We start from the raw sequence: 20,773 nt of genomic DNA, 5'->3' as shown, positions 1-20,773 counted from the left end.
TTCGCGCCGCGTCGAGACTGGAGCCGGATGGTCTGGACCGGCGCACCATGGATGACCCCGTCATGGGATGCCGACGCCGGCTTGGGGCTGCGGCGGGGATGATGATTGCACCGATTTCAGGCAGCCGTCGACCGTCGCGAGCAGTGCGTCGGCCCGAAATGGCTTCTGCAAGCTCGCCGCGGCGCCGAGCTTGGTCGCCGTGTTCAGGAAGTCCGGTTCGGCATAGGCATCCGGGGTGATCGAGCGGCCGGAAATGATGACGATCGGAATGGCCGGTTGCAGCGCCCGGATGTGGCGCATCGTCTCGAGCCCGTCCATGCCGGGCATGAAAATGTCGAGGAACAGCAGGTCGAATTGGCTCGCCTCGAACAAAGCGAGCGCCTGGTGGCCATCGCCTGCCACTGTGACGTGATGACCGGCCCGCTCCAGAAGCAGCCGGATCGTGAGCTGTACGGCCGGATCGTCATCCACGATCAGGATGTTGGCCAAAATTCCAATCCTCTGGGCCGGATGCGAGGGCAAATCGGTTAGTCAGTCGACGCACCAAATGTGAAAGTGTTGCGCGGATTCCACTCAACCTGCAAGGATTTCGCGGCTGGTCGCCGAGCCATCGGCCTTGTTGTTGCAGCGCACCCGGACCTATGCACGCCTGTGTGCATAGCAGGCGCCCGTTTCCGGTCAGCCCGGCGTCTTGCGAGGGACGGATGGCCTATGGGAAGAGCAGGGCGGAATCCCTCGACGGACAGGAAAATGACAACCAGGAAAAAGACGCCCGAGCAGCTCCGCAGCGCGCGCTGGTTTGCGCCCGACGACCTCCGCTCGTTCGGCCACCGCTCCCGCACCATGCAGATGGGCTATGCACCCGAGGAGTGGAAGGATCGTCCGATCATCGCGATCCTCAACACCTGGTCGGACGCGCAACCCTGTCACATGCACTTCAAGTCGCGCGTCGACGACGTCAAGCGCGGCATCCTGATGGCCGGCGGCCTGCCGCTGGAGCTGCCGGCGCTGTCGCTGTCGGAATCGCTGCTCAAGCCGACCACGATGCTTTACCGCAATCTGCTGGCCATGGACGCCGAGGAGCGCTGCGCAGCCATCCCGTCGACGGCGTGGTGCTGATGGGCGGCTGCGACAAGACCACGCCGGCGCTGCTGCTGGGGGCGACCTCGATGAATATCCCGGCGATCTACCTGCCGGCAGGCCCGATGCTGCGCGGCAATTGGAAGGGCAAGACGCTGGGCTCGGGTTCGGACGGCTGGAAATATTGGGACGAGCGCCGCGCCGGAAAGATCTCCGACAAGGACTGGCTCGATATCGAAGCCGGCATCGCGCGCAGTTACGGCACTTGCATGACCATGGGCACGGCCTCGACCATGACCGCGATCGCCGAAGCGATCGGCATGACGCTGCCCGGTGCTTCTTCGATTCCCGCCGCGGATGCCAACCACATCCGCATGGCCTCCGGATGCGGCCGCCGCATCGTCGAGATGGTGTGGGAAGATTTGACGCCGAAGACCATCCAGACGCGCAAAGCGTTCGAGAACGCGATCGCAGTGGCGATGGCGATGGGCTGCTCGACCAACGCCATCATCCATCTGATCGCGCAGGCCCGCCGCGCCGGCCAGGACATCGGTCTCGGCGATTTCGAGATTGCGAGCCGCAAGGTGCCCGTCATCGCCAACGTGCGGCCGAGCGGCGATGCTTATCTGATGGAAGATTTCTTCTATGCCGGCGGCCTGCCGGGACTGATGAGCCAGATCAAGCCGCATCTGCATCTCGACTGCATCACGGTCACCGGCCAGACTGTCGGCGAGAACATCGCGCAGGCCGAAGTCCACAATGACGACGTGATCCGCTCGGTCGACAATCCCATCTACAAGGAAGGCGCGCTTGCCGTGCTCAAGGGCAATCTCGCGCCCAACGGCTGCGTCATCAAGCCGAGCGCCTGCGCGCCGCGGTTCCTCAAGCACACCGGGCCGGCGCTGGTGTTCGACGACTATGCCGCGATGAAGAAGGCGGTCGACGATCCCGATCTCGACGTCACCGAAGACCACATTCTCATTTTGCGCAATGCGGGGCCGCAGGGCGGGCCGGGCATGCCGGAATGGGGCATGCTGCCGATCCCAACCAAGCTCGTGAAGCAGGGCGTGCGCGACATGGTGCGCATCTCGGACGCGCGCATGAGCGGCACCAGCTACGGTGCCTGCATTCTGCACGTCGCGCCCGAGTCCTACGTCGGCGGTCCGCTCGCCTTGGTGCGGAATGGCGACCGCATTTCGCTCGACGTCGCCGCCCGCACCATCAATCTCGATGTGTCCGAAGCCGAGCTTGCAAAGCGCCGCGCCGCCTGGAAGCCGCCCGAGCGCCGCTTCGAGCGCGGCTATGGCTGGATGTTCACCAAGCATATCAGGCAAGCCAATGATGGCTGCGACTTCGACTTCCTGGAGACCGATTTCGGCGCGCCGATCGGCGAGCCGTCGATTTATTGACGTTGTCGTTCCGGGGCGATGCGAAGCATCGAACCCGGAACCCATTTCTCCGCAGAGCGTGCGGCCTGATGGATTCTCCAGATGCGCAATTGCGCATCTTAGTTTGCGCTCCGCGCGCCCCGGAATGACAAGAGGATGAATATGTCCAAACTCACCGAAGCCACCCGCGACAAGCTCAAGACCGTCTCCACCGCCACCCTGGCCACCGCGCTGTTCAAGCGCGGCCTGCGCGTCCAGATGATCCAGGACGTGCACCCATTGGGCGCGAACCAGCCGACCATGGTCGGCGAGGCCTTCACGCTGCGCTACATGCCGGCACGCGAGGATCTCAACACCATCGACGTGTTCAAGGATCGCTCCCATCCGCAGCGCAAGGCGGTCGAGGATTGTCCGGCGGGCAGCGTGCTGGTGATGGACAGCCGCAAGGACGCGCGCGCGGCCTCGGCCGGCGCAATCCTGGTGACGCGCTTGATGAAGCGCGGCGTCGCCGGCGTCGTCACCGACGGCGGTTTTCGCGATTCCGCCGAGATCGCAAAGCTCGGCATCCCCGCCTACCATCATCGCCCGAGCGCGCCGACCAATCTGACGCTGCACCAGGCCATCGAGATCAACGTCCCGATCGGCTGCGGCGATGCGCCGGTGTTTCCCGGCGACGTCATTTTGGGTGATGCCGACGGCGTCATCGTGATTCCCGCGCATCTCGCGGACGAGATCGCGAACGAGACCTTCGAGATGACCGCTTTCGAGGATTTCGTGACCGAGCAAGTCAACAAGGGCCGCGGCATCTTCGGGCTCTATCCGGCAACGGACCCGCAGACCCTGACCGACTTCGCGGAATGGCGGAAGAAGAACGGAAGGTAGTTGGTCAGCTACTAACGCCACAACATCGTTGTCGTCCCGGCCTAGTGCGCAATTGCGCACGGGGGCCGGGACCCATACCCCCAGGGAGAAGTTTGGCGAAGACCTGCAGTTAAGCATGCTACTAGCACCGCGCGCCTTCGATAGATCACGCGGTATGGGTCCCGGCCTTCGCCGGGACGACAGCCCAGAGTGTGGCCTATACCCTGGCCTCCGCCATCCCCGCCGCCCACAGCGCGAACGCGTACACGATCGCGACCTCGTCCAACCGGTTGAACCGCCCCGAGGCGCCGCCGTGGCCGGCGCCCATGTTGGTGCGCAGGAGAATTGGGCCGCCGCCGCTCATGGTGGCGCGCAGGCGCGCGATCCATTTGGCGGGCTCCCAATAGGTGACGCGCGGATCGGTCAAGCCGCCCATCGCCAGGATCGCCGGATACTCCTTTGCCGCGACATTGTCGTACGGCGAATAGGACAGGATGGTGCGAAAATCCGTCTCGCTTTCGATCGGGTTGCCCCATTCCGGCCATTCCGGCGGCGTCAGCGGCAGCGTGTCGTCGAGCATGGTGTTGAGCACGTCGACGAACGGCACCTCGGCGACGATGCCGGCGAACAATTCGCCGGCGCGGTTCGCCACCGCGCCCATCAGCATGCCGCCGGCCGAGCCGCCATGGCCGACGATGCGTTTTGCGCTGGTGTACTTGGCGTCGATCAGCGCCCGCGCGCTGGCCGCAAAATCGTCGAACGAATTCGTCTTCTTGTCGCGCTTGCCATCGAGATACCAGCCCCAGCCCTTGTCGGCGCCGCCGCGGATATGGGCGATGGCGTAAACAAAGCCGCGGTCGACCAGCGACAGGCGGTTGGCGCTGAACGAGGCCGGCATCGCCATGCCGTAGGAGCCGTAGCCGTAGAGCAGCAGCGGCGCTGAGCCGTCGAGCTTCAAGCCGCGGCGATAGAGGATCGAGACCGGCACCTCGGCGCCGTCATCCGACTTGGCCATGATGCGGGTGGTCACGTAGTCGGCGGCGTTGTGGCCGGACGGAATCTCCTGGCGCTTGCGAAGCACCCGCGTCCGCTTCGCCATGTCGTAGTCGTAGACTTCCGACGGCGTCGTCATCGACGAATAGGCAAAGCGCAAATTCGTCGTGTCGAACTCGTAGGAGCCCATCGTGTCGAGCGAGTAGGCCGCCTCGTCGAAGGCGATCGCGTGCTCTTCGCCGGAGGCCAGATCGCGGACCACGATTCCCGGCAGCGCGTTGGCGCGCTCCAGCCGCACCAAATGGCCGGCATAGAGATCGAGATCGATGATGTAGATGCCGGGACGATACGGGATCAGGTCGCGCCAGTTCGCGCGCTCGGGCGATGCGAGCGGCGCGGTGACGATCTTGAAGTCGATCGCGTCATCGGCATTGGTGAGGATGAAGAGCTCGTCGCCGCGGTCCGCCAGCGAATATTGGACGCCGTCCTCGCGCGCCGCGACCAGGCGCGGCGGCGCCTCGGGATTGGCGAGGTCGATCAGCCGCTGCTCCGAGGTCTCGTGATCGCCGCCGGCGATCACGCAGAAGCGCCCGCTGGTGCTCTCGTGCAGATGGGTGAACCAGCCGGAATCCTGCTCCTCATAGACCAGGACATCGTCGGCTTGGCTGGTGCCGAGCCGGTGCCGCCACACCTGCATTGGCCGGTGATTGTCGTCCAGCTTCACATAGAAGAAACTTTTGCAGTCCTTGCTCCAGACGATGCCGCCGTCGGTCTCCTCGACGATATCGTCAGAATCCTTCCCCGTTGCCCAGTCGCGCACGCGGATCGAAAAATATTCGGAGCCCTTGGTGTCCGCGCTCCAGGCTTGCAGCTTATGATCCGGCGAGTGCCGGCTGCCGCCAAACTTGAAATACGCGTGGTCCTTTGCGAGCGCGTCGCCGTCGAGCACGATATGGCCATCACCGCCGTCGCGCGGCATGCGGCCGAACAATTCATGTTGTCCGCCCTCGCGGAATTTGCGGAAGTAAGCGAACGACCCATCCGGCGACGGCACGCTGGAATCATCCTCCTTGATGCGCCCGCGCATCTCGCGCACCAGCGTCTTCTGCAGCGGCGCGGTGTGACCGAGCAGGCTGTCGGTGTAGTCGTTCTCCTCGTCCAGATATTTGCGGACGTCGGGATCAAGCACCTTGGGATCGCGCAGCACCTCCTGCCAGTTCGCGTCCTTCAGCCAGGCGTAGTCGTCGGTGACGGTGATGCCGTGCCGGGTGAAGCTGTGCGGCCGGCGCGGGGCGATGGGCGGGGTCTTGCTGGCGGTGTTGGGCAAATCGATCCTCGAGATAGGGGCGGGTGTTGTCCCTATATCAGATCGAAGGCAGGGGATTTAAAGAAGCGGGAAGACCGATGTGAAACTCGGGAGCTTCATCAAACTCCCGTGTCGTCCCGGCGAAGGCCGGGACCCATACCCACAGGGAGTAGTTTGGCGATAGCTTGGAGTTGGAGTCTTCGGATCACAGCCAGTCGGGGTTATGGGTCCCGGCCTTCGCCGGGACGACAGCGGAGTGTTGGGCGCGCGCCTAAGCCTTACACCGCGACCTGCTCACCCAGATACGCCACCGCCGCCTCGAGTCCGCCCTTGCCGTGCGGGATCTTCAGCGCATTCAACCCGACCTCGATCACCCCTAACGTGCCGAGCAGCATCGGTGCATTGACGTGGCCCATATGGGCGATGCGGAAGGCCTGGCCGGAGAGGTCGCCGATGCCGGTGCCGAGCACCACGCCGCACTTCTCCTTGCAATAGCGTTGCAGTGCCGCCGGATCATGGCCGTTACTCATGGTCACGGTGGTGACCGTGTTGGAGCGCTCGCTCGCCTCGGCGATATTGAAGCCGAGCACCTGGCCTTCAGACCATGCGCCGACGGCACGGCGCGCGGCTTCGCCGAGCAGGCTATGGCGGCGGAAGGCGTTCTCCAGCCCTTCCTCGTGCAACAGATCGATCGCCTGGCGCAGCGCGAACAACAGATGCACCGGCGCAGTGCCGGCATATTTGCGATAGTGCTCGGTGCCCTCGCGCTCGCTCCAGCTCCAATAGGGCGTGCTCATGTTGGCCTTCTTGTGCACCTCGAGCGCGCGCGCGTTCGCCGCAACGAAGCCGAGACCGGGCGGCGTCATCAGGCCTTTCTGCGAGCCGGACATCGCGACGTCGATGCCCCATTTGTCCATGTCGAACGGCATGCAGCCGAGCGAAGCCACGGTGTCGACCATGTACAGCGCGGGATGGCCGCTCGCCTTGATCGCCTTGCCGATCGCCTCGACATCGTTCTGCACGCCGGAGGCGGTATCGACCTGGACGACCACGACGGCCTTGATCGTGTGCTCCTTGTCGCGGCGCAGCCGCTCCTCGACCTCGTGCGGCCGCACCGCGCGGCGCCAGTCGCCCTTGAGCACCTCGACCTCGGCGCCCATCAGCGAAGCCGCATGGCCCCAGCCGATCGCGAACCGCCCGCTCTCCAGCACCAGCACCTTGTCGCCGCGCGACAGCACGTTGCTCAGCGCCGCTTCCCAGGCGCCGTGACCGTTGGCGATGTAGATGTAGGATTTGCCCTTGGTCGCAAACAGGTTCGAGATGTCGCGGAGCAGGCTCTCGGTCAGATCGGTCATCTGCTTGGAGTAGATGTCGATCGCCGGACGATGCATCGCCTGCAGCACCGCATCGGGCATCGTGGTGGGCCCGGGGATGGCCAGAAATTCCCGGCCCGCGCGAACGGTCATTTTCGTTTGTCCTTATGTCGTGAAGACGGTCTGGAGGGTCATCGCATGACGCTTTTACGCGGCGCGGGCATCCAAGAAAAGCGCGCAAAACGCAGGTCTGGGGCTCTTATCGCTTCGTCTCGCGGCAGCCGGCGGCCTCCGCCTCCTCGACCGAGCAGAACCAGCGCGTGCCCTTGCTGATCTTCATCTTGATCTGGGCGTACCAGCGGCTGGTCGGGGTGTGATAGATGCACTCGCCTGCGGTGTTGACGTTGCCCTTGATGGTGCAGTCCGGCGAGGGGGCGACCGGCCCCGAGGCCGAGGCGAGCAGCACGGAATGCGCCCCCTCCGATGGCTTGGTGGCGCCCAATATGGTCGTCTTCTTGTTGCGCACGCGCCAGTCCCAGGGTGCGATGAAGGCGCCCTGCCACATCCCGGCTTTTGCCTCGCGCGCGGCGGCTTCGTCGGAATCATAATCGTGGGAGAGGCGGGCGTAAGCCAGTGCCCAGCCGCTGTGCGCCAGCCATTTCTGGATGTCCTCGCCGCCGACCTCGCAGCGCGCCACCGTGCGGCCGCGCCGGTCGATCGAACGCGCGTGACAAACCCAATTCTTGCCTTCGGTGTACTTCGCGAGCGCGTCGCGGGCCGCGATGCCGCAGGTCCAGCGTTCGCCCTTGTTGTTGAGGCAGAGCTGGTCGACTGAAGGCGCGTCGATGCCGCCGAGCCGGATCCGCGTGTTGCCGATCAGGACGGAATCGCCGTCACGGACCTTGGCGGTGCCGGTGATGTCGGCGGCCTGTGCCAGCGACGGCGAGGCCGGGAAAGACAAAGCGAGCAAAGACAGCGCAATCAGGAACTTTCGCAACATGCCGGTCCGCGTCTGATGAAACTCTCGATAAAGCCCCCAATTGTGGTCGGCTTTTGTCCCCGCGGCCAGCGCCTGCCCGACAGACGGGCTGTCAACTTCCCGTCATTGTGGCGCGGAGGTTACTTACCCTCCCTTGAGGGGACCCTCCAGGGGAGGGTGAAGAATCCCGCGAGACCTAACCCCGCGCCATCACCTTTCTCGCCACCGCCAGCGCCATCAGCACGAAGGCCGACGTCACCTCCGGTCCGCCCACCAGAATCCGTGTGGGCGTCTTCATCTTGTTCCATTCATAGGCGCGGAACGGGCCGCGGCGGCCGCCTTCGCCGACAGCATTGACGATCACGTTCAGCGCCGGCGCGAAGGCGCGCGGGTCGGCGCCGAGATGGCCGAGTGCGATCAGGGCCAGTGCCGCGTCGAACACGTTCATCTCCGCGGCCATCAGCTCGCCCTTGACGTAGGACAGCACGCGGTGGCGGATGAGATCGAAATCGCCGTCGGGGTCGATCGCGGCCTGCGCCGCCAGTGGCAGCGCCAGGAAAGCCGCATAGCAGCGGCCGAAATAGGCGCTGTAGAGTTCGGGCAAATAATAGATGTGCGAGCGCGGATTGGCGAAGGCGCCGCTTGCGGCGAGCCGCTTCTGGAAGCCGATGATCCGATGCACGGTGGCAAGCCGCGCCGGCGTCTCCAAAATCTTCCAGCGCGCGAGATTGCGAAAGCTCACCTCCAGAATGTCGAGATTAAGCGTCGGATCGAGATCGTTGCCATAGGGCCGCTCGCCCCGGAGATTGTCGATCCAGGTCGCTACTCCACCCTCGTAGTCGATATTGTCGTTGATCGGCACCGTCACGCGCGGCTCGTTGACGCCGGCGCGCACCTGATAGCCGGCGTAGAAATCCAGCAGCGGCTGGTCGAGGATCGGATCGGTGCAGCCGGCCTGCGTCGCGGCGGAGATCGAGCACGCCGTGGTGTCGCAATCCGGCACGTAGACGCCGAAGCCGAGGTCCTGCTTGATCTGGCCGAAGAAGCGGAAAACCGCGGATGCGGCGCCGGCGCCAGCGCAGTGATGACGTCGAAGCGGGCGCCGTCGGTGCCCTCGACCTGCTCGCGGCTGGTGTTGACGCAGAAATCGACCATGTCGGCGACCGCGCGCTTGGCCGCTATCGCCTCGGTGGGCGAAGCGAGCCCGGTCTCGAAATAGCCGAGCAGCGCCTCGATGAAGAACGCGTCGTAATAGGCCGAGCGGTGGCGGATCTGCACCGGCTCCCACATCGGCTCGGCGATGCCGGTCCAGGGCGGATTGACCACGGCGCGCGCCGGTGAGCGTGCGATGAAGACTCGCGCCAGGTTGAACAGCAGCGAGGAATTCTTGTAGCCGCGCGCGTTCAGGCCGGTCAGTGCCATGATCAGCTCACGCCCGCGCAGGTCGGGATCGCCGATCAGGTTGAAGGCAGCATAGGTCGGCAGAAAACCGTTCTTGCGGTACGAGCCCAGCAGATGCTGCGCGCAGTCCCGGATCACGCCGTCGATCTGCGCTGGCGCCGGCATGCTGCCGGCGAACATCGCCGGCGGCGGCTTGGGATGATCGAGCGCGATGGTGTCGACGAGATCGGCAACGGGCTGACCGACCGCCGCCCAATCAGGCTCGGCATCATCGCGAGCGCGGGCGATCGCCTCGCGCAGCCGGGTCAGTCTGGTCTCGTCGCGCAGCTCGGGCAGACCGGCGCGGCGGAGCAGCATTCGCAATGCGGGATTGCCGAGCGCGGTCTTGTAGAATTTGGCCAGATGCGGATCGCCGCTGGCTTGTCCCGACAACACGGGATCGCAGACCTCATAAAGTGAGGGGCCGTCTTTCCGCGCCGTCAGCGCCCGGCACGCGGCACCTGCGAAATAATGAAAGCTCATGAAATACCTGGTCGCGGGGCCTTGCCCGGAGCCGGCCGGGACGCCCCCATCGGCGTGCCACCCCCTGCAAGTCGTTGAAAAAGCTACCCGGATCTGCAGGAAATACAAATGTGATGTAAGTCACGGAAAAACGCGGCACGAGGGCTGCATGACAGGGCTCCGGAAGGCTACGGGGGCGCCGAAAATGGAGACTTTGGGACTGGTGAATTAACCAATCTCTTCAGCGACTTAGCTCAAAATTTCGGCGATCTATTGCCGCCGGGGCGATATCCGGTTAAGGGTTTGTTTGGTGCGGCGCCGCAAATTGCGCGCAATTCGGGGGCACACCCCCGGCCAATCCTCAAACCCAAAGCCGCTATCGCGCTACTTAACATGTGCGCGCCTTGGGTGGTTTTTGGTAATGACAGGAACGAACCGAGATGAATGTAGGCAGCTCGATCTCTCGCGACGCACGATTGCAGTCGCCGCAGCCCTCATCGGCACGGTGTCGCTGGCGATCGGCGCCCATGCTGCTCTCAACATGCGCTCGCTCGATGCCGCCAAGGCCGTCCCGACCGATCAAATCAGCGGTTCGCTGGGCCAGACCTCGCGCCTCGCGCTCGTCATCGGCAACGGCCATTATCCCGACGCCAACGCGCCGCTCACGCAGTCGATCAACGACGCCCGCGCGCTGTCCTCGACCCTGCGCAAGAACGGCTTTGACGTCGACATGGTGGAAGACGCCAGCAAGGACGACATGGCGCGTGCGATCAGCCGCCTGAAGTCCCGGATCAAGCGCGACAGCGTCGTCATGCTGTTCTTCGGCGGTTACGGCGTGCAGGCCGGTCGCGAAAGCTACATGCTGCCGGTCGATGCCGTGATCTGGAAGGAGAGCGACGTCCGTCGCCAGGGCGTCTCCATCGACGGCGTGCTCGAGATGATGAAGGAGCAGGGCGCCAAGGCCAAGCTCGTCGTGGTCGACGCGTCCCGCCGCAATCCCTATGAGCGCCGCTTCCGCTCCTATTCGCACGGCCTGGCGCCGATCGGCACGCCCGACAACGCGCTGATCCTGTCCTCCGCCTCGCCCGGCAAGGTCGCCGACGACGGCAAGGGCGAGCACAGCACGCTGGTCAGCGAGCTCCTGGCCAACCTCAATGCGCAGGGCAGCGCCGAAAGCATCTTCAACAAGACCCGCGTCGCCGTCTCCCGCGCCTCCGAAGGCGACCAGGTCCCGGCCGTCTCCTCCTCGCTGCTCGAAGACGTCAACCTCAGCGAAGCCGGCAGCTAGTTTTTCTTAAGCCCCGCGAGCTCTCGCAGCGAACTCTCGTAGGGTGGGCAAAGGCGCAAAGCGCCGTGCCCACCGTCTTTTCAGGCATAGAAAAGAAAGACGTGGGCACGCTGCGCTTTGCCCACCCTACGATATCGCGTGCTTGGCGCACACCTGCACACCCACATCGTCATTGCAGTCCAGACCTCCTCCGTGGAAAGATTCTGATTGCTTCGTCGCTTCGCTCCTCGCAATGACGATAGGGCCCATCCTACTTCGCCGCCTCCGCGGCCATGGCCGGGCGCACGGGATCGCCTTCGCGCAACAATGCGCCGGCGCGGGCGACGACGATGTCGCCTTCGTTGAGTCCGTCACGGACCTCGATATTGCCGCCCGACATCAACCCGATCTCGACGCGCTTGGTCTCGACGCGGTTGCGGCGGATCACCTGCACCACGGTGCCGGCGGACGAATATTGCACGGCGGTCAGCGGCACCGCGACGTTGCAGCTCTGGCCGGTCTTGATCAGCGCGCGCCCGCTCGCATTGAGCAGCAGCCTGCGCTGCGACGAGATGCCGATATAGACCATGCCCTGCTGGATGTTGGGCTCGACCGTCGGGCCGATGCGGCGCACCTTGCCGTCGATATCGCCGATGCCGGCGATGCGCACGGTGGCCGGCTGGTTGACCGCGAGCTTCCTCACGTCGTTTGTCGCCACCAGGCCGACGAGATCGTATTCGCTGCGCGCCACGATCGTGAACAGCGCCTCGCCCTTGGCCGAGGCCGGCGCGCCGATCTGCGCCGTCGACGTCGCGATCACGCCAGCCACGGGTGCCGTGACCTGGAGCGTACCGCCTTCGGGCAGCGCCAGCCGCGCCAGAACCTGGCCGGCCGTGGTGGTCTCGCCGGCTTCCGCCAGCACCTCCGTGATCTTCAGCCCCGGACGCTCGGGCCGCACCGAGGTCTCCTCGCGCGCGATGATCGAGCCGGTGGCCTCGACGATGTCGGAGAAGCACGACTTTGCCGCCTTCAGCACTGTGACCGCCGGGCCCTTGGGCGCGTCGTCGTCGGCAGCAAGCGCCGGCTGCGCCGCCAGCAGCACCAGTCCGGCTAACGCAACGAGACCTGGGACAGGAAACGCGCAGGCGATGGACGCATCGGTCATTCCGGTTGGGCCGTGACGGCCTCATCGATAGCAGAAGCCGCAGCGGCCGGCCATGGGCGCGAGGGGCCGCAGACGCGGCAGCAGCGCAGGCTGCGCGATGCCGCCTGGTGAATTAGTCGCGGAAATGGAGCGGAGGTTCGCGGTCCCTTGCCCAGCATGTGACGTGAGTGCTTCGAGGGCTTTGAAGCGTCCACAGCGTCATGGCCGGGCCTGTCCCGGCCATCCACGGCCTTTCTTGGCAGCCGAGAGAACGTAGATGCCCGGGATAAGCCCGGGCATGACGACCTCTGGTGAATGTTCAACTGCGATGGTCTTCCAGGGAGACCCGCTTCACGGCAGGCTAACGAACTCCACCCAGTTCGGCTTCTTGCCGGTGGCATAGGATTTCAGCTTGGCGAGCGCGCCGCTGCTCTGGTCGATCGCATAGACGCTGATGCCGTCGGACAGTTCGCCGACGGCGGCAAGGAAGCGGCCGGATGGATCGATGTTGAAGCCGCGCGGCTGCTTCTCGGTCGGCACGCTGCCGATCGTGGTCAGCTTGCCGCTGGTCGCATCGACCTTGTAGGCGGTGAGGGTGTTGGTGGTGCGCTCGGAGGCGTAGAGGAAGCGGCCGTCCGGGGTGATGTGGATGTCGGCGGCCCAGGGCTTCTTGTCAGAGTCCTTACCTGTAAATCCTTCCGGCAGCGCAGTGGTCCGCTGGATCTCGTCCCACGCGCCGCTCTTGGCTTCATAGGCAAACACCGCGACGTCGGCGTTCAGCTCGTGGATGAGATAGACGAACTTGCCGTTCGGATGAAACACGAAGTGCCGCGGTCCTGATTTTTCCGGCACCTTGTGAATCGGCGGATCGCTCGGCGTCAGCTCGCCGGTGCTGGCATCGAATGCAAAGCTCAGCACCTGGTCGGAGCCGAGATTGGTTGCGAACGCGAACCGGTTGTCGGGCGAGGGCAGGAAGGCGTGCGCGTTCAGCCCGGTCGGGATCACCTGCTTCGGCTCGCCAACGACACCGTTGGCGAGCAGCGGATTCAGCGCGACCTTGTTGCCGCCGTATGACGCGCTGAACAGGAATTTGCCGCTGCGGTCGATTGCGATGTTGGCCATGCTGTCGGCGAGCGGTCCGTTGCCGATATGGCTCAGCCGGCCGGTTTTGGGATCGATCGCAAAGCTCACCGCGACGAACGGCTGCGAACGAACGCCGGCGATCAGCACGCGGTGGTCGGGCGTGATCGCGAGCGGCGTCGAGGATCCCGGCTTCCCGGCGCCCGTGAAGGCGGCGGTCTGCACCGGTGTCATCTCGCCGCTCTCGGCGATCTTGAAAACGCTGATGTCGTTGCTGTCGGCATTGCCGACATAGGCGAAGGTTTCGGCCATGCCGGCACGGTCTCCAGCGATGAGAGCAAGGAAGGTGAAAAGAGTGGTCGCGATCGCGCTGGATGCGATGCGTCGTGTCGGTTTGGGCATGGACGTCCTCCTCGAGCCGGTGCGGCATTGTCGTTTTGCCGCAGAGGATAGCGGCAGGCCCCGCCTCACACCAAAATCCAATTGGGATCGATCGATGCTGAAATCGCATCGTTGGACGTCCGAAGCGTTTTCGAGCGAAGCGGATGCCGCTTCGCGTCAAGAAAACGCGTCAAAACAGGAATCTACCGCGCCGCCGCGGTCAGGTCGCGGGAGGGCAGGTGCGGGCCGGCCTGATGTTCGGGCGGCCCAAGCACGGTCCACACCGCGACTGCCAGCAGCGCCGAGGTCAGGATGGTCCAGGCGACTAGTCGTTTGCGCATCAGCCAAATCGTCCGTCGAAAGTTCGATGCGCCGGAGCGCACGCGACCCATCGTGCACTGCAAAAGGCGGCGTTCCTATGAACTCCCTCACAGGCGAACCACGCGTAAGCCAATTGCGAACCATTGCCGGGTGAATGCATTGACCCGGCATGCCGCGTGAAAACGATCTTGAAGGTAAGCCCGACATGGGCGGCAAGCACGGTGGCCAGGCCGGCCAACCCAAGCTGCCGCCGCGCCCGCGCCCGCAGGATAAAGGCGGCGCGCAGGATGAAGATGTCGTGGCAAAGCGCCACACCGGTCAAACCGATCGCAAGGTTCGGCCGACCAACACCAAGTAGCGCTGCGATTCGCTGGCTCATTCTCGCGGCGGTGGTCCCGGCGGAACGACCGTTCTGGAACGGCAGTCACGTCCCGCCGTTATCCCGGTCTCGCGGGCCGAGGACGGCAAAACGGAGGCTGGCACGTGTTTTGGATTTATTGGGACACCGCCTGGTCGCTCATCATCAGCGGAATCATGTTCACCACCATCGTCACGCATCCCGACGCCGAGTTCGCCGAGATCCAGGCGGCGCGGCAGCCGAAATGAACGTCCACGGCACCTGAGCCCTCCACCTCCGTAGTTCAACTGAGTCCGGCCCGCACAAGCTGCGGGCGCAGACGCGTTTGGTGAACCGAATCTTAGGAGCCGGCCGGTAGTTTTCGGCATCTTTTCACTGATCCGGCGCTCCCCCATGGCATTATTCGGCAATCCCTCGATCCGCTCGGTTCTCGGCGCCATCATCGGTGTCCTGGGCCTGTTCCTGATCGGGCAGCTCGCAACCGGACTTCTGGGTGCGGTCGCGCGCAACGGCGCCGCGCAGAAGCTCGATCGCTTCGCCAGCACCGACCAGCAGCTGTTCGCGACCCTGCTCGGCTTCCGGCTGGAGCGCGGCACCTTTCTGTCGGCGCTGGTCGCGGAGGGGCCCGCCAATGCCAATGCCGACACCCGCATCGCCACCAACCGGCAATTGTCGGAGGCGGCTTACAAGAATGTGCTCGAGCAGCTCGACGGCGTGTCGAATTCGGGTGTTGCCGCCGCGTCAAGCAAGCTCGTCGCGATCCATGATGTGCTGATGCCGCTGCGGACCAAGGCGGAAGCCGTGATCCATCAGGCCAAAGCCGAGCGTGACGCCAAGGTGGGTGACGAGTTCCGCAAAGCCGCGCAGGATTATCTCGATGCGATCCTGGCGCTGACCGCCGAGATCGAGAACGCGCTCAAGCTCACCGATCCCGTGGTCGATCATCTCCTCGGCATCAAGCAGTCGGCCTGGGCCGCGCGCAGTTTCGGCGGCCTGGTCGCCATCCGCCTCGAAGCAGCAGCCGCCAGCGTCAAACCCTGGAGCGCCGCCGACATCGTCGGTGCCGCCGAGGATACCGGCCGCGCCAAGCAGGCCTGGAGCCAGGTGCTGGACGCCGCCGGCCGCGCTGATGCGCCCGCCAGCCTCACCGACGTGGTCGCGCGCTCGAAGCAGGGCGAGGCCGCCGCCATGACCGAGCGGCAGCAGGGCTTCATCAAGGCGCTGAGCAACAACCAGACCATCGACATCAAGGTCGAGGATCTCTCCAAGCTCAACACCGCCATCCTCAACTCCAGCGTCGAGGCCGGCCAGGCCGCGCTGGCCGAAATGGTCGCGCGCGCCGGGCAGCAGATGGTTTCGGCGAAATGGAGCCTGGCGCTCAACGGCGTGATGATGCTCGTCGCGCTCGCCATCACGATCTTTGGATTCATCCTGGTGCATCGCCGCGTCAGCGCGCCGATCCGCAAGCTGACGCAGGCGATGCGTTCGCTGGCCGAGAACGATTACGCGATCGAGCTCGCAGGCATTGAGCGCGGCGACGAGATCGGGGAAATGTCGCGCGCGGTGTCCGTGTTCAGGGAGAACATGATCACCGGCGATCGCCTCGCCCAGGAACAGGCGGCAGAGCAGGGGCGCAAGGAACGCCGCCAGCTCGCCGTCGACGGGCTGATCCAGCAGTTCGAGAAGACGGTCACGGAATCGCTGCAAACGCTCGCCTCGGCCTCCGGTGAGCTGAACGCCACCGCGCAATCGATGTCGTCGACCGCCGAGCAGGGCTCGTCCAAGGCGGCTTCGGTCGCGAGCCTGTCGGGCGATGCCTCGTCCAACGTGCAGACGGTTGCGGCGGCGACGGAACAGCTCTCGGCCTCAATCAGCGAGATCAGCCGCCAGGTCGCGGAATCCTCCAGCATTGCCGGCGCCGCGGCCAGCGAAGCCGATCGCACCAATGCCGAGGTGCAGGCGCTCGCCGATGCCGCGCAGCGCATCGGCGACGTCGTTGCGCTGATCACAGGGATTGCCGAGCAGACCAATCTGCTCGCGCTCAACGCCACCATCGAGGCCGCGCGCGCCGGCGACGCCGGCCGCGGCTTCGCGGTGGTCGCTTCCGAGGTGAAGAACCTCGCCACGCAGACCGCCAAGGCGACCGAGGAGATCACCGGCCAGGTCGCGGCGATCCAGGGCGCGACGCGGCTGTCGGTGACCGCGATCCAGTCGATCGGCACCACCATCCAGCGGGTCAACGAGATTGCGGCTGCGATCGCGGCCGCCGTCGAGGAGCAGGGCGCCGCGACACGCGAGATCGCCCGCAACGTGCAGCAGGCCTCGCAAGGCACCAACGAAGTCTCGCGCCACATCTCGGGGGTGTCGGACGCCGCTGGGCAGACCGGTGCGGCCGCCGGCGAAGTGCTGGACTCGGCCAAGATGCTGGCGCGCCTGTCGGATGATCTCAAGCGCGACGTCGACCGCTTCGTCGGCGATCTCAGGGCGGCTTGAGTCGAATCCGTAGTTCCGTAGGGTGGGCAAAGCGCGGCGTGCCCACCATTCTCACCACGAACGCTGAATGATGGTGGGCACGGCGCGCGAAGAGCGCGCCTTTGCCCACCCTACGAAATCTTCGTCGCGGCGATTCCCGCGCGTCGTCCTATTGCAGCACCTTCGGCATCACGACGACGATATCGACCTGCTTGTCCAGGATCTGCGACGCCACAGCGGCGATGTAAGGCGAGTAGCTGTCCTCGATGTCGGACGCGATCGCCTCGTCTTTGGCGAACGCATAGAGCATCGTGCCGTCGACCCTATCGAAGCGGATGCCGGCGAACAGCCGGTCGAACGTCTCGGCGCCGACGACGCCTGCCATCAGCGCCTGTATCGCCTGGTCCTGAACAAGTGTGAGCTTCATCATGGCGATGAGATATGGAACGGCTGCGCGAATGCAAGGTCGGCTCGTGACCTCACGTCATGCTGCCCGGCATGAAGCAGCGGATCAGGGCGCGACCGTTGACGTAGTAAGGCCAGACGATGGTGCGGCCGACGCGGTTCGGCTCGGTGATCACGGTGTCGTCGGGCACCTGGATCCACTCACCCTGGAGCCGGACCCGATAATGCCCGTTGCTCGTGTCCCAATCGACATCGTCCAGCGCGGTGCCATCGGCGTCCGCGCAACAGGGCCCGCCGCCCTTGCTGTGCAGGCTCTCGAACCAGCCCTTGAGGGGAGAGTTCGCGAAGCGCCCGTCGTCGCGTGCGTCCGCGGGCGCGCCGATCAGGGCCATCGCCGCAGCAACAAGAATCATTCGCAAACACAACATTGCCATGCCGCCTCGCTCGATCTGCGCATGCGCGCAACGCGCGAGACGCAAGCGTCCGCGATGCGCGTGATGCGATTGGCCTACCCGCCGGCCGGCCGGGTTCCAGCCGTCTCAGCAGGGCCATAACCGCGGGCCGGGGCGTTTGATCCTATTTTCGGGGAGGCTGCGGACAGATCATTGCTGGCGAAGGAGCCGATTTCAGGCCGCCGCCGCCTGATTCGACAGTAATTGCTTCAGTTTTGCCGCCGGCACGGCCGGGCTGAACAGCCAGCCCTGCATCTGGCTGCATCCGAGCTTCCGCAGCACCTCGCGCTGGGCTTCGGTCTCGACGCCTTCCGCCGTCGTCGCCATGTGGCGGGCGGCGGCCATGTGCACCACGGCCTGGACGATGGGGGAGGAATCTTCGGGCTCGCCGATGTCGCTGATGAAGCTGCGGTCGATCTTGATCTTGTCGAACGGGAATCTGTGCAGATAGCTCAGCGACGAATAGCCGGTGCCGAAATCGTCGAGCGCGATGCGCACGCCGAGCTCGCGCAGCTGCTGCAGCACCGTGAGCGCCTCCTCGTCGTCGCGGATCAGGACGGTTTCGGTGATCTCGAGCTCCAGCCGTCCCGGCGCGAGGCCTGATTCCGCAAGCGCGGCGGCGACCTTCAGCGCCAGCGTCCTGGAGCGGAACTGCACCGGCGAGACGTTGACCGCGATGTGGATATCGCCGGGCCAGGAGGCCGCCTCGGTGCAGGCCTGCCTCAAGACCCATTCGCCGATCTCGCTGATCAGGCCGGTGTCTTCCGCAACCGGAATGAAGTCCACAGGCGAGACCATGCCGCGCGCGGGATGGCGCCAGCGCAGCAGCGCCTCGCAGCCGGTGACGACATTGGCCGCCAGGTCGACCAGCGGCTGGTAGTGCACCTCGAACTCGCCGCGGCCGAGCGCCAGCCTCAGGTCGATCTCGAGCTGACGGCGCAGCCGGGCCTTGGCGTCGTATTCGGGCACGAAGATGCGGAAGGTGCCGCGCCCTTCGGATTTCGCCGCATACATTGCGAGATCGGCGCGCTTGAGCAAATCGTCCAGATTGTCGCCGTGGTCGGGCGCGATTGCGATGCCGATGCTGGCATCGGTCGCGATCTCCTGGCCCTTGCAGTCCACCGGCCTGCGCAGCATCGTGAGGATCTGCTCGGCGAGCGCGGTCAGCTCGGCCTGGTCGCAGGTACCGGCCTTGACGATGGCGAATTCGTCGCCACCGAGCCGCGCCACCAGATCGTTGCCGCTGACGCAGGCGCGCAGCCGGTTCGCGACCTGGCGCAACAGCTCGTCGCCGACCTCGTGGCCGAGCGAATCGTTGACGCCCTTGAACTCGTCGACGTCGATATAGAGGATCGCGAACGGCTTGCCCTGGGCAAGCTCCGCCACGCGGCGCTCCAGGTGCCCGCGCATCAGCACGCGGTTGGGCAGATCGGTGAGCGCGTCGTAATGCGCCATATGCGCGATGCGCTCGTCGGAGCGAATGCGCTCGGTGACGTCGTCGTGCGTTGCGAGCCAGCCGCCGCCGGCCCCGGGCTGGTTCTTGATTTCAATCAGGCGGCCGTCGGCGGTCTCCACGATGTTGCTCTGGATCCGGCCGACGCCGTCGAGGACGGCATCGCAATAGGCATCGACGTCGCCCTCGAACGAACCAGTGTCGTGCCGGTGCTGGATCACGTCGCGGAAATGGACGCCGGGTTTCACCACCGTGGTAGACAGCCGGTACATGTCCGTGTAGCGGCGATTGCAGACGATCAGCCGCTGGTCCTGGTCGAACATCAGCAGGCCCTGCGTCATGGTGTTGAGCGCGGTGTCGAGCCGCTGCTTCTCCACCGAGAGCCGTCGCGTCATCTGCCGGAAGATCAGGACCAGGGTCAGCACGAGCAGGCCGATCGACAGCACGGCCACGGTGACGAAAAATTTCGTCTGCGTGCGCCAGGTGGCGAGCGTCGCGTCCAGCGACTTGGTCGCGACAATGACCAGCGGCACGACGGTCAGCAGGCGCGCGGCGACGATGCGCTGCTTGCCGTCGATCGGGCTGGCGAGCTCCGTCGTGACGAAGGTGCGCTCGAACACCGCCATTTGCTCTGGGGAGCCGGTGCGGTAATTCTTCCCGATCATGCCGTCGACCTGCGGAATGCGCCCGAGCAACTGGCCGTTCTGATGGTGCATCGCGATCGAGGAGTCCTCGCCGAGCCCTGACGAGGCGAAGAATGATTCGAGCTGCTCGGGCGCGATCGCGCGCGTAACGATGCCGAGGAATTCGCCATGCGGCCCGGACACGCGGCGAGCGAACACGATCGCCTGACCGTCGCCGAACCGGCCCGGCACGACCTCGATCTCTTCCTGCGATGCCGGGTCGTTCTTGAGCCGGTTGAAATAGCCGCGGTCGGCGACGGAGATGTCTGCGACCGGCCAGCGCCGCGACGAATTGATCAACACGCCGCTGGAATCGAACAGATTGGCGCCGGCGACGTCGGACCAGCCGCTCGCCTTGGCGCGCAGCACTTCATGCACGGCGAGCGTGCCCATTTCGCTGCGGAAGACATCGGCGGATTCGATGCCATGACTTTCGAGCTCGGCGATGATGCTCTTCTGGAGTACCGCGAAATCCGCGAACTCGCGGTCGAAATGGCGGGCGAGCAGCCGGACCGCGCTCTCGAGGCTATCGCGGCCGCTCTCGATGGCGTTCTGGCGGAAGCGGTCGACGGTGAGCGCAGTGCCGATCGCGGTCGCGGCCATCAGCACGAAGCCGCCGACGATCAGCCATATCAGCGGCGCGCTCTGCCAACGCCGGAGCACCGCGCGCATCCGCGCGGTCCATCGAATTGATGCACCCATCCAACCCTCCCGTGGAATGCAAGATGCAGCAAAACTGACAAGACCGGGTTACCAGCAAAGGTTAGGGAAGTATGAATGGGAACAAAATCAGAGGGTTGGCGTGCACAACTTTGATCCGCACGGTGGAGTTGTGCTCGCTCGGCCGGCCCTCCTTCGAGACGCCCGCCTGCGGCGGGCCCTCAGGATGAGGTCGCGTTTTGCGGCGAGCTATCAGACCCTCATGGTGAGGAGCC

At 65.1% G+C, this 20,773-nt stretch carries 15 protein-coding genes and 2 pseudogenes; 6 read left to right on the top strand and 11 right to left on the bottom strand.

Annotated elements, in window-relative coordinates; all coding sequences use genetic code 11:
* Positions 1-60: 60 nt before the first annotated feature.
* Positions 61-489 carry a response regulator gene (locus AB8Z38_RS22010; protein WP_369719903.1) on the bottom strand — a complete coding sequence of 143 codons (429 nt, stop codon included), beginning with the start codon at positions 487-489 and terminating at the stop codon, positions 61-63.
* Positions 490-750: 261 nt separating this feature from the next.
* Here AB8Z38_RS22010 and araD point away from each other — a divergent pair.
* Together araD and AB8Z38_RS22000 are read left to right on the top strand one after the other, a co-directional pair.
* A pseudogene (araD, locus tag AB8Z38_RS22005) lies at positions 751-2,489 on the top strand (L-arabinonate dehydratase).
* Positions 2,490-2,630: 141 nt separating this feature from the next.
* Positions 2,631-3,350, top strand: coding sequence for a ribonuclease activity regulator RraA (locus tag AB8Z38_RS22000; RefSeq protein WP_369719902.1), 720 nt, complete (start codon positions 2,631-2,633; stop codon positions 3,348-3,350).
* Positions 3,351-3,546: 196 nt separating this feature from the next.
* On the opposite strand, the gene AB8Z38_RS21995 is transcribed toward AB8Z38_RS22000, so the two are convergent.
* The 4 genes and pseudogenes from AB8Z38_RS21995 to AB8Z38_RS21980 form a co-directional block, all read right to left on the bottom strand.
* Complete coding sequence (locus tag AB8Z38_RS21995; RefSeq protein ID WP_369719901.1) at positions 3,547-5,649, bottom strand: S9 family peptidase; 2,103 nt, start codon at positions 5,647-5,649, stop codon at positions 3,547-3,549.
* A 257-nt stretch (positions 5,650-5,906) separates the two neighbouring features.
* Positions 5,907-7,094 (bottom strand): alanine--glyoxylate aminotransferase family protein, encoded by a 1,188-nt coding sequence (locus AB8Z38_RS21990; RefSeq protein ID WP_369719900.1) that lies wholly within the window; start codon positions 7,092-7,094, stop codon positions 5,907-5,909.
* Between the two features lie 106 nt (positions 7,095-7,200).
* Positions 7,201-7,941 carry a thermonuclease family protein gene (locus AB8Z38_RS21985; protein ID WP_369719899.1) on the bottom strand — a complete coding sequence of 247 codons (741 nt, stop codon included), beginning with the start codon at positions 7,939-7,941 and terminating at the stop codon, positions 7,201-7,203.
* 175 nt (positions 7,942-8,116) lie between these two features.
* Positions 8,117-9,843 (bottom strand): annotated as a pseudogene (locus tag AB8Z38_RS21980) (hypothetical protein).
* A 400-nt stretch (positions 9,844-10,243) separates the two neighbouring features.
* On the opposite strand from AB8Z38_RS21980, the gene AB8Z38_RS21975 reads away from it, so the two are divergent.
* Positions 10,244-11,110, top strand: coding sequence for a caspase domain-containing protein (locus AB8Z38_RS21975; RefSeq protein WP_369719898.1), 867 nt, complete (start codon positions 10,244-10,246; stop codon positions 11,108-11,110).
* Positions 11,111-11,360: 250 nt separating this feature from the next.
* On the opposite strand, the gene AB8Z38_RS21970 is transcribed toward AB8Z38_RS21975, so the two are convergent.
* From AB8Z38_RS21970 to AB8Z38_RS21960, 3 genes are all read right to left on the bottom strand, one after another.
* On the bottom strand, positions 11,361-12,254 hold the full coding sequence (locus AB8Z38_RS21970; RefSeq protein ID WP_369719897.1) for an efflux RND transporter periplasmic adaptor subunit: 894 nt from the start codon (positions 12,252-12,254) through the stop codon (positions 11,361-11,363).
* 330 nt (positions 12,255-12,584) lie between these two features.
* Positions 12,585-13,715 carry a lactonase family protein gene (locus AB8Z38_RS21965; protein ID WP_369719896.1) on the bottom strand — a complete coding sequence of 377 codons (1,131 nt, stop codon included), beginning with the start codon at positions 13,713-13,715 and terminating at the stop codon, positions 12,585-12,587.
* Positions 13,716-13,897: 182 nt separating this feature from the next.
* Positions 13,898-14,035 carry a hypothetical protein gene (locus tag AB8Z38_RS21960; RefSeq protein ID WP_369719895.1) on the bottom strand — a complete coding sequence of 46 codons (138 nt, stop codon included), beginning with the start codon at positions 14,033-14,035 and terminating at the stop codon, positions 13,898-13,900.
* A 149-nt stretch (positions 14,036-14,184) separates the two neighbouring features.
* Here AB8Z38_RS21960 and AB8Z38_RS21955 point away from each other — a divergent pair, with 149 nt between their 5' ends.
* The 3 genes from AB8Z38_RS21955 to AB8Z38_RS21945 all read left to right on the top strand — a co-directional run bounded on the left by AB8Z38_RS21955 (position 14,185) and on the right by AB8Z38_RS21945 (position 16,866).
* Positions 14,185-14,373 carry a hypothetical protein gene (locus tag AB8Z38_RS21955; RefSeq protein ID WP_369719894.1) on the top strand — a complete coding sequence of 63 codons (189 nt, stop codon included), beginning with the start codon at positions 14,185-14,187 and terminating at the stop codon, positions 14,371-14,373.
* A gap of 125 nt (positions 14,374-14,498) precedes the next feature.
* A complete protein-coding gene (locus AB8Z38_RS21950) occupies positions 14,499-14,621 on the top strand; it encodes a hypothetical protein (RefSeq protein ID WP_369719893.1) in 123 nt (40 codons plus the stop codon).
* A 145-nt stretch (positions 14,622-14,766) separates the two neighbouring features.
* A complete protein-coding gene (locus tag AB8Z38_RS21945; RefSeq protein WP_369719892.1) occupies positions 14,767-16,866 on the top strand; it encodes a methyl-accepting chemotaxis protein in 2,100 nt (699 codons plus the stop codon).
* A gap of 148 nt (positions 16,867-17,014) precedes the next feature.
* Here AB8Z38_RS21945 and AB8Z38_RS21940 read toward each other — a convergent pair whose 3' ends face one another.
* The 3 genes from AB8Z38_RS21940 to AB8Z38_RS21930 all read right to left on the bottom strand — a co-directional run bounded on the left by AB8Z38_RS21940 (position 17,015) and on the right by AB8Z38_RS21930 (position 20,540).
* Positions 17,015-17,275, bottom strand: coding sequence for a hypothetical protein (locus tag AB8Z38_RS21940; RefSeq protein WP_369719891.1), 261 nt, complete (start codon positions 17,273-17,275; stop codon positions 17,015-17,017).
* Positions 17,276-17,324: 49 nt separating this feature from the next.
* Positions 17,325-17,684 carry a hypothetical protein gene (locus AB8Z38_RS21935; protein ID WP_369719890.1) on the bottom strand — a complete coding sequence of 120 codons (360 nt, stop codon included), beginning with the start codon at positions 17,682-17,684 and terminating at the stop codon, positions 17,325-17,327.
* Between the two features lie 192 nt (positions 17,685-17,876).
* Positions 17,877-20,540, bottom strand: a complete 2,664-nt coding sequence (locus AB8Z38_RS21930) for an EAL domain-containing protein (protein ID WP_369719889.1) — start codon at positions 20,538-20,540, stop codon at positions 17,877-17,879.
* Between the last annotated feature and the right edge of the window lie 233 nt (positions 20,541-20,773).

This window comes from Bradyrhizobium sp. LLZ17, assembly GCF_041200145.1.
Classification (GTDB): Bacteria; Pseudomonadota; Alphaproteobacteria; order Rhizobiales; family Xanthobacteraceae; genus Bradyrhizobium.
Note: the sequence above shows the minus strand (reverse complement) of the source record. Positions and strands in the feature narration are given on the sequence as shown.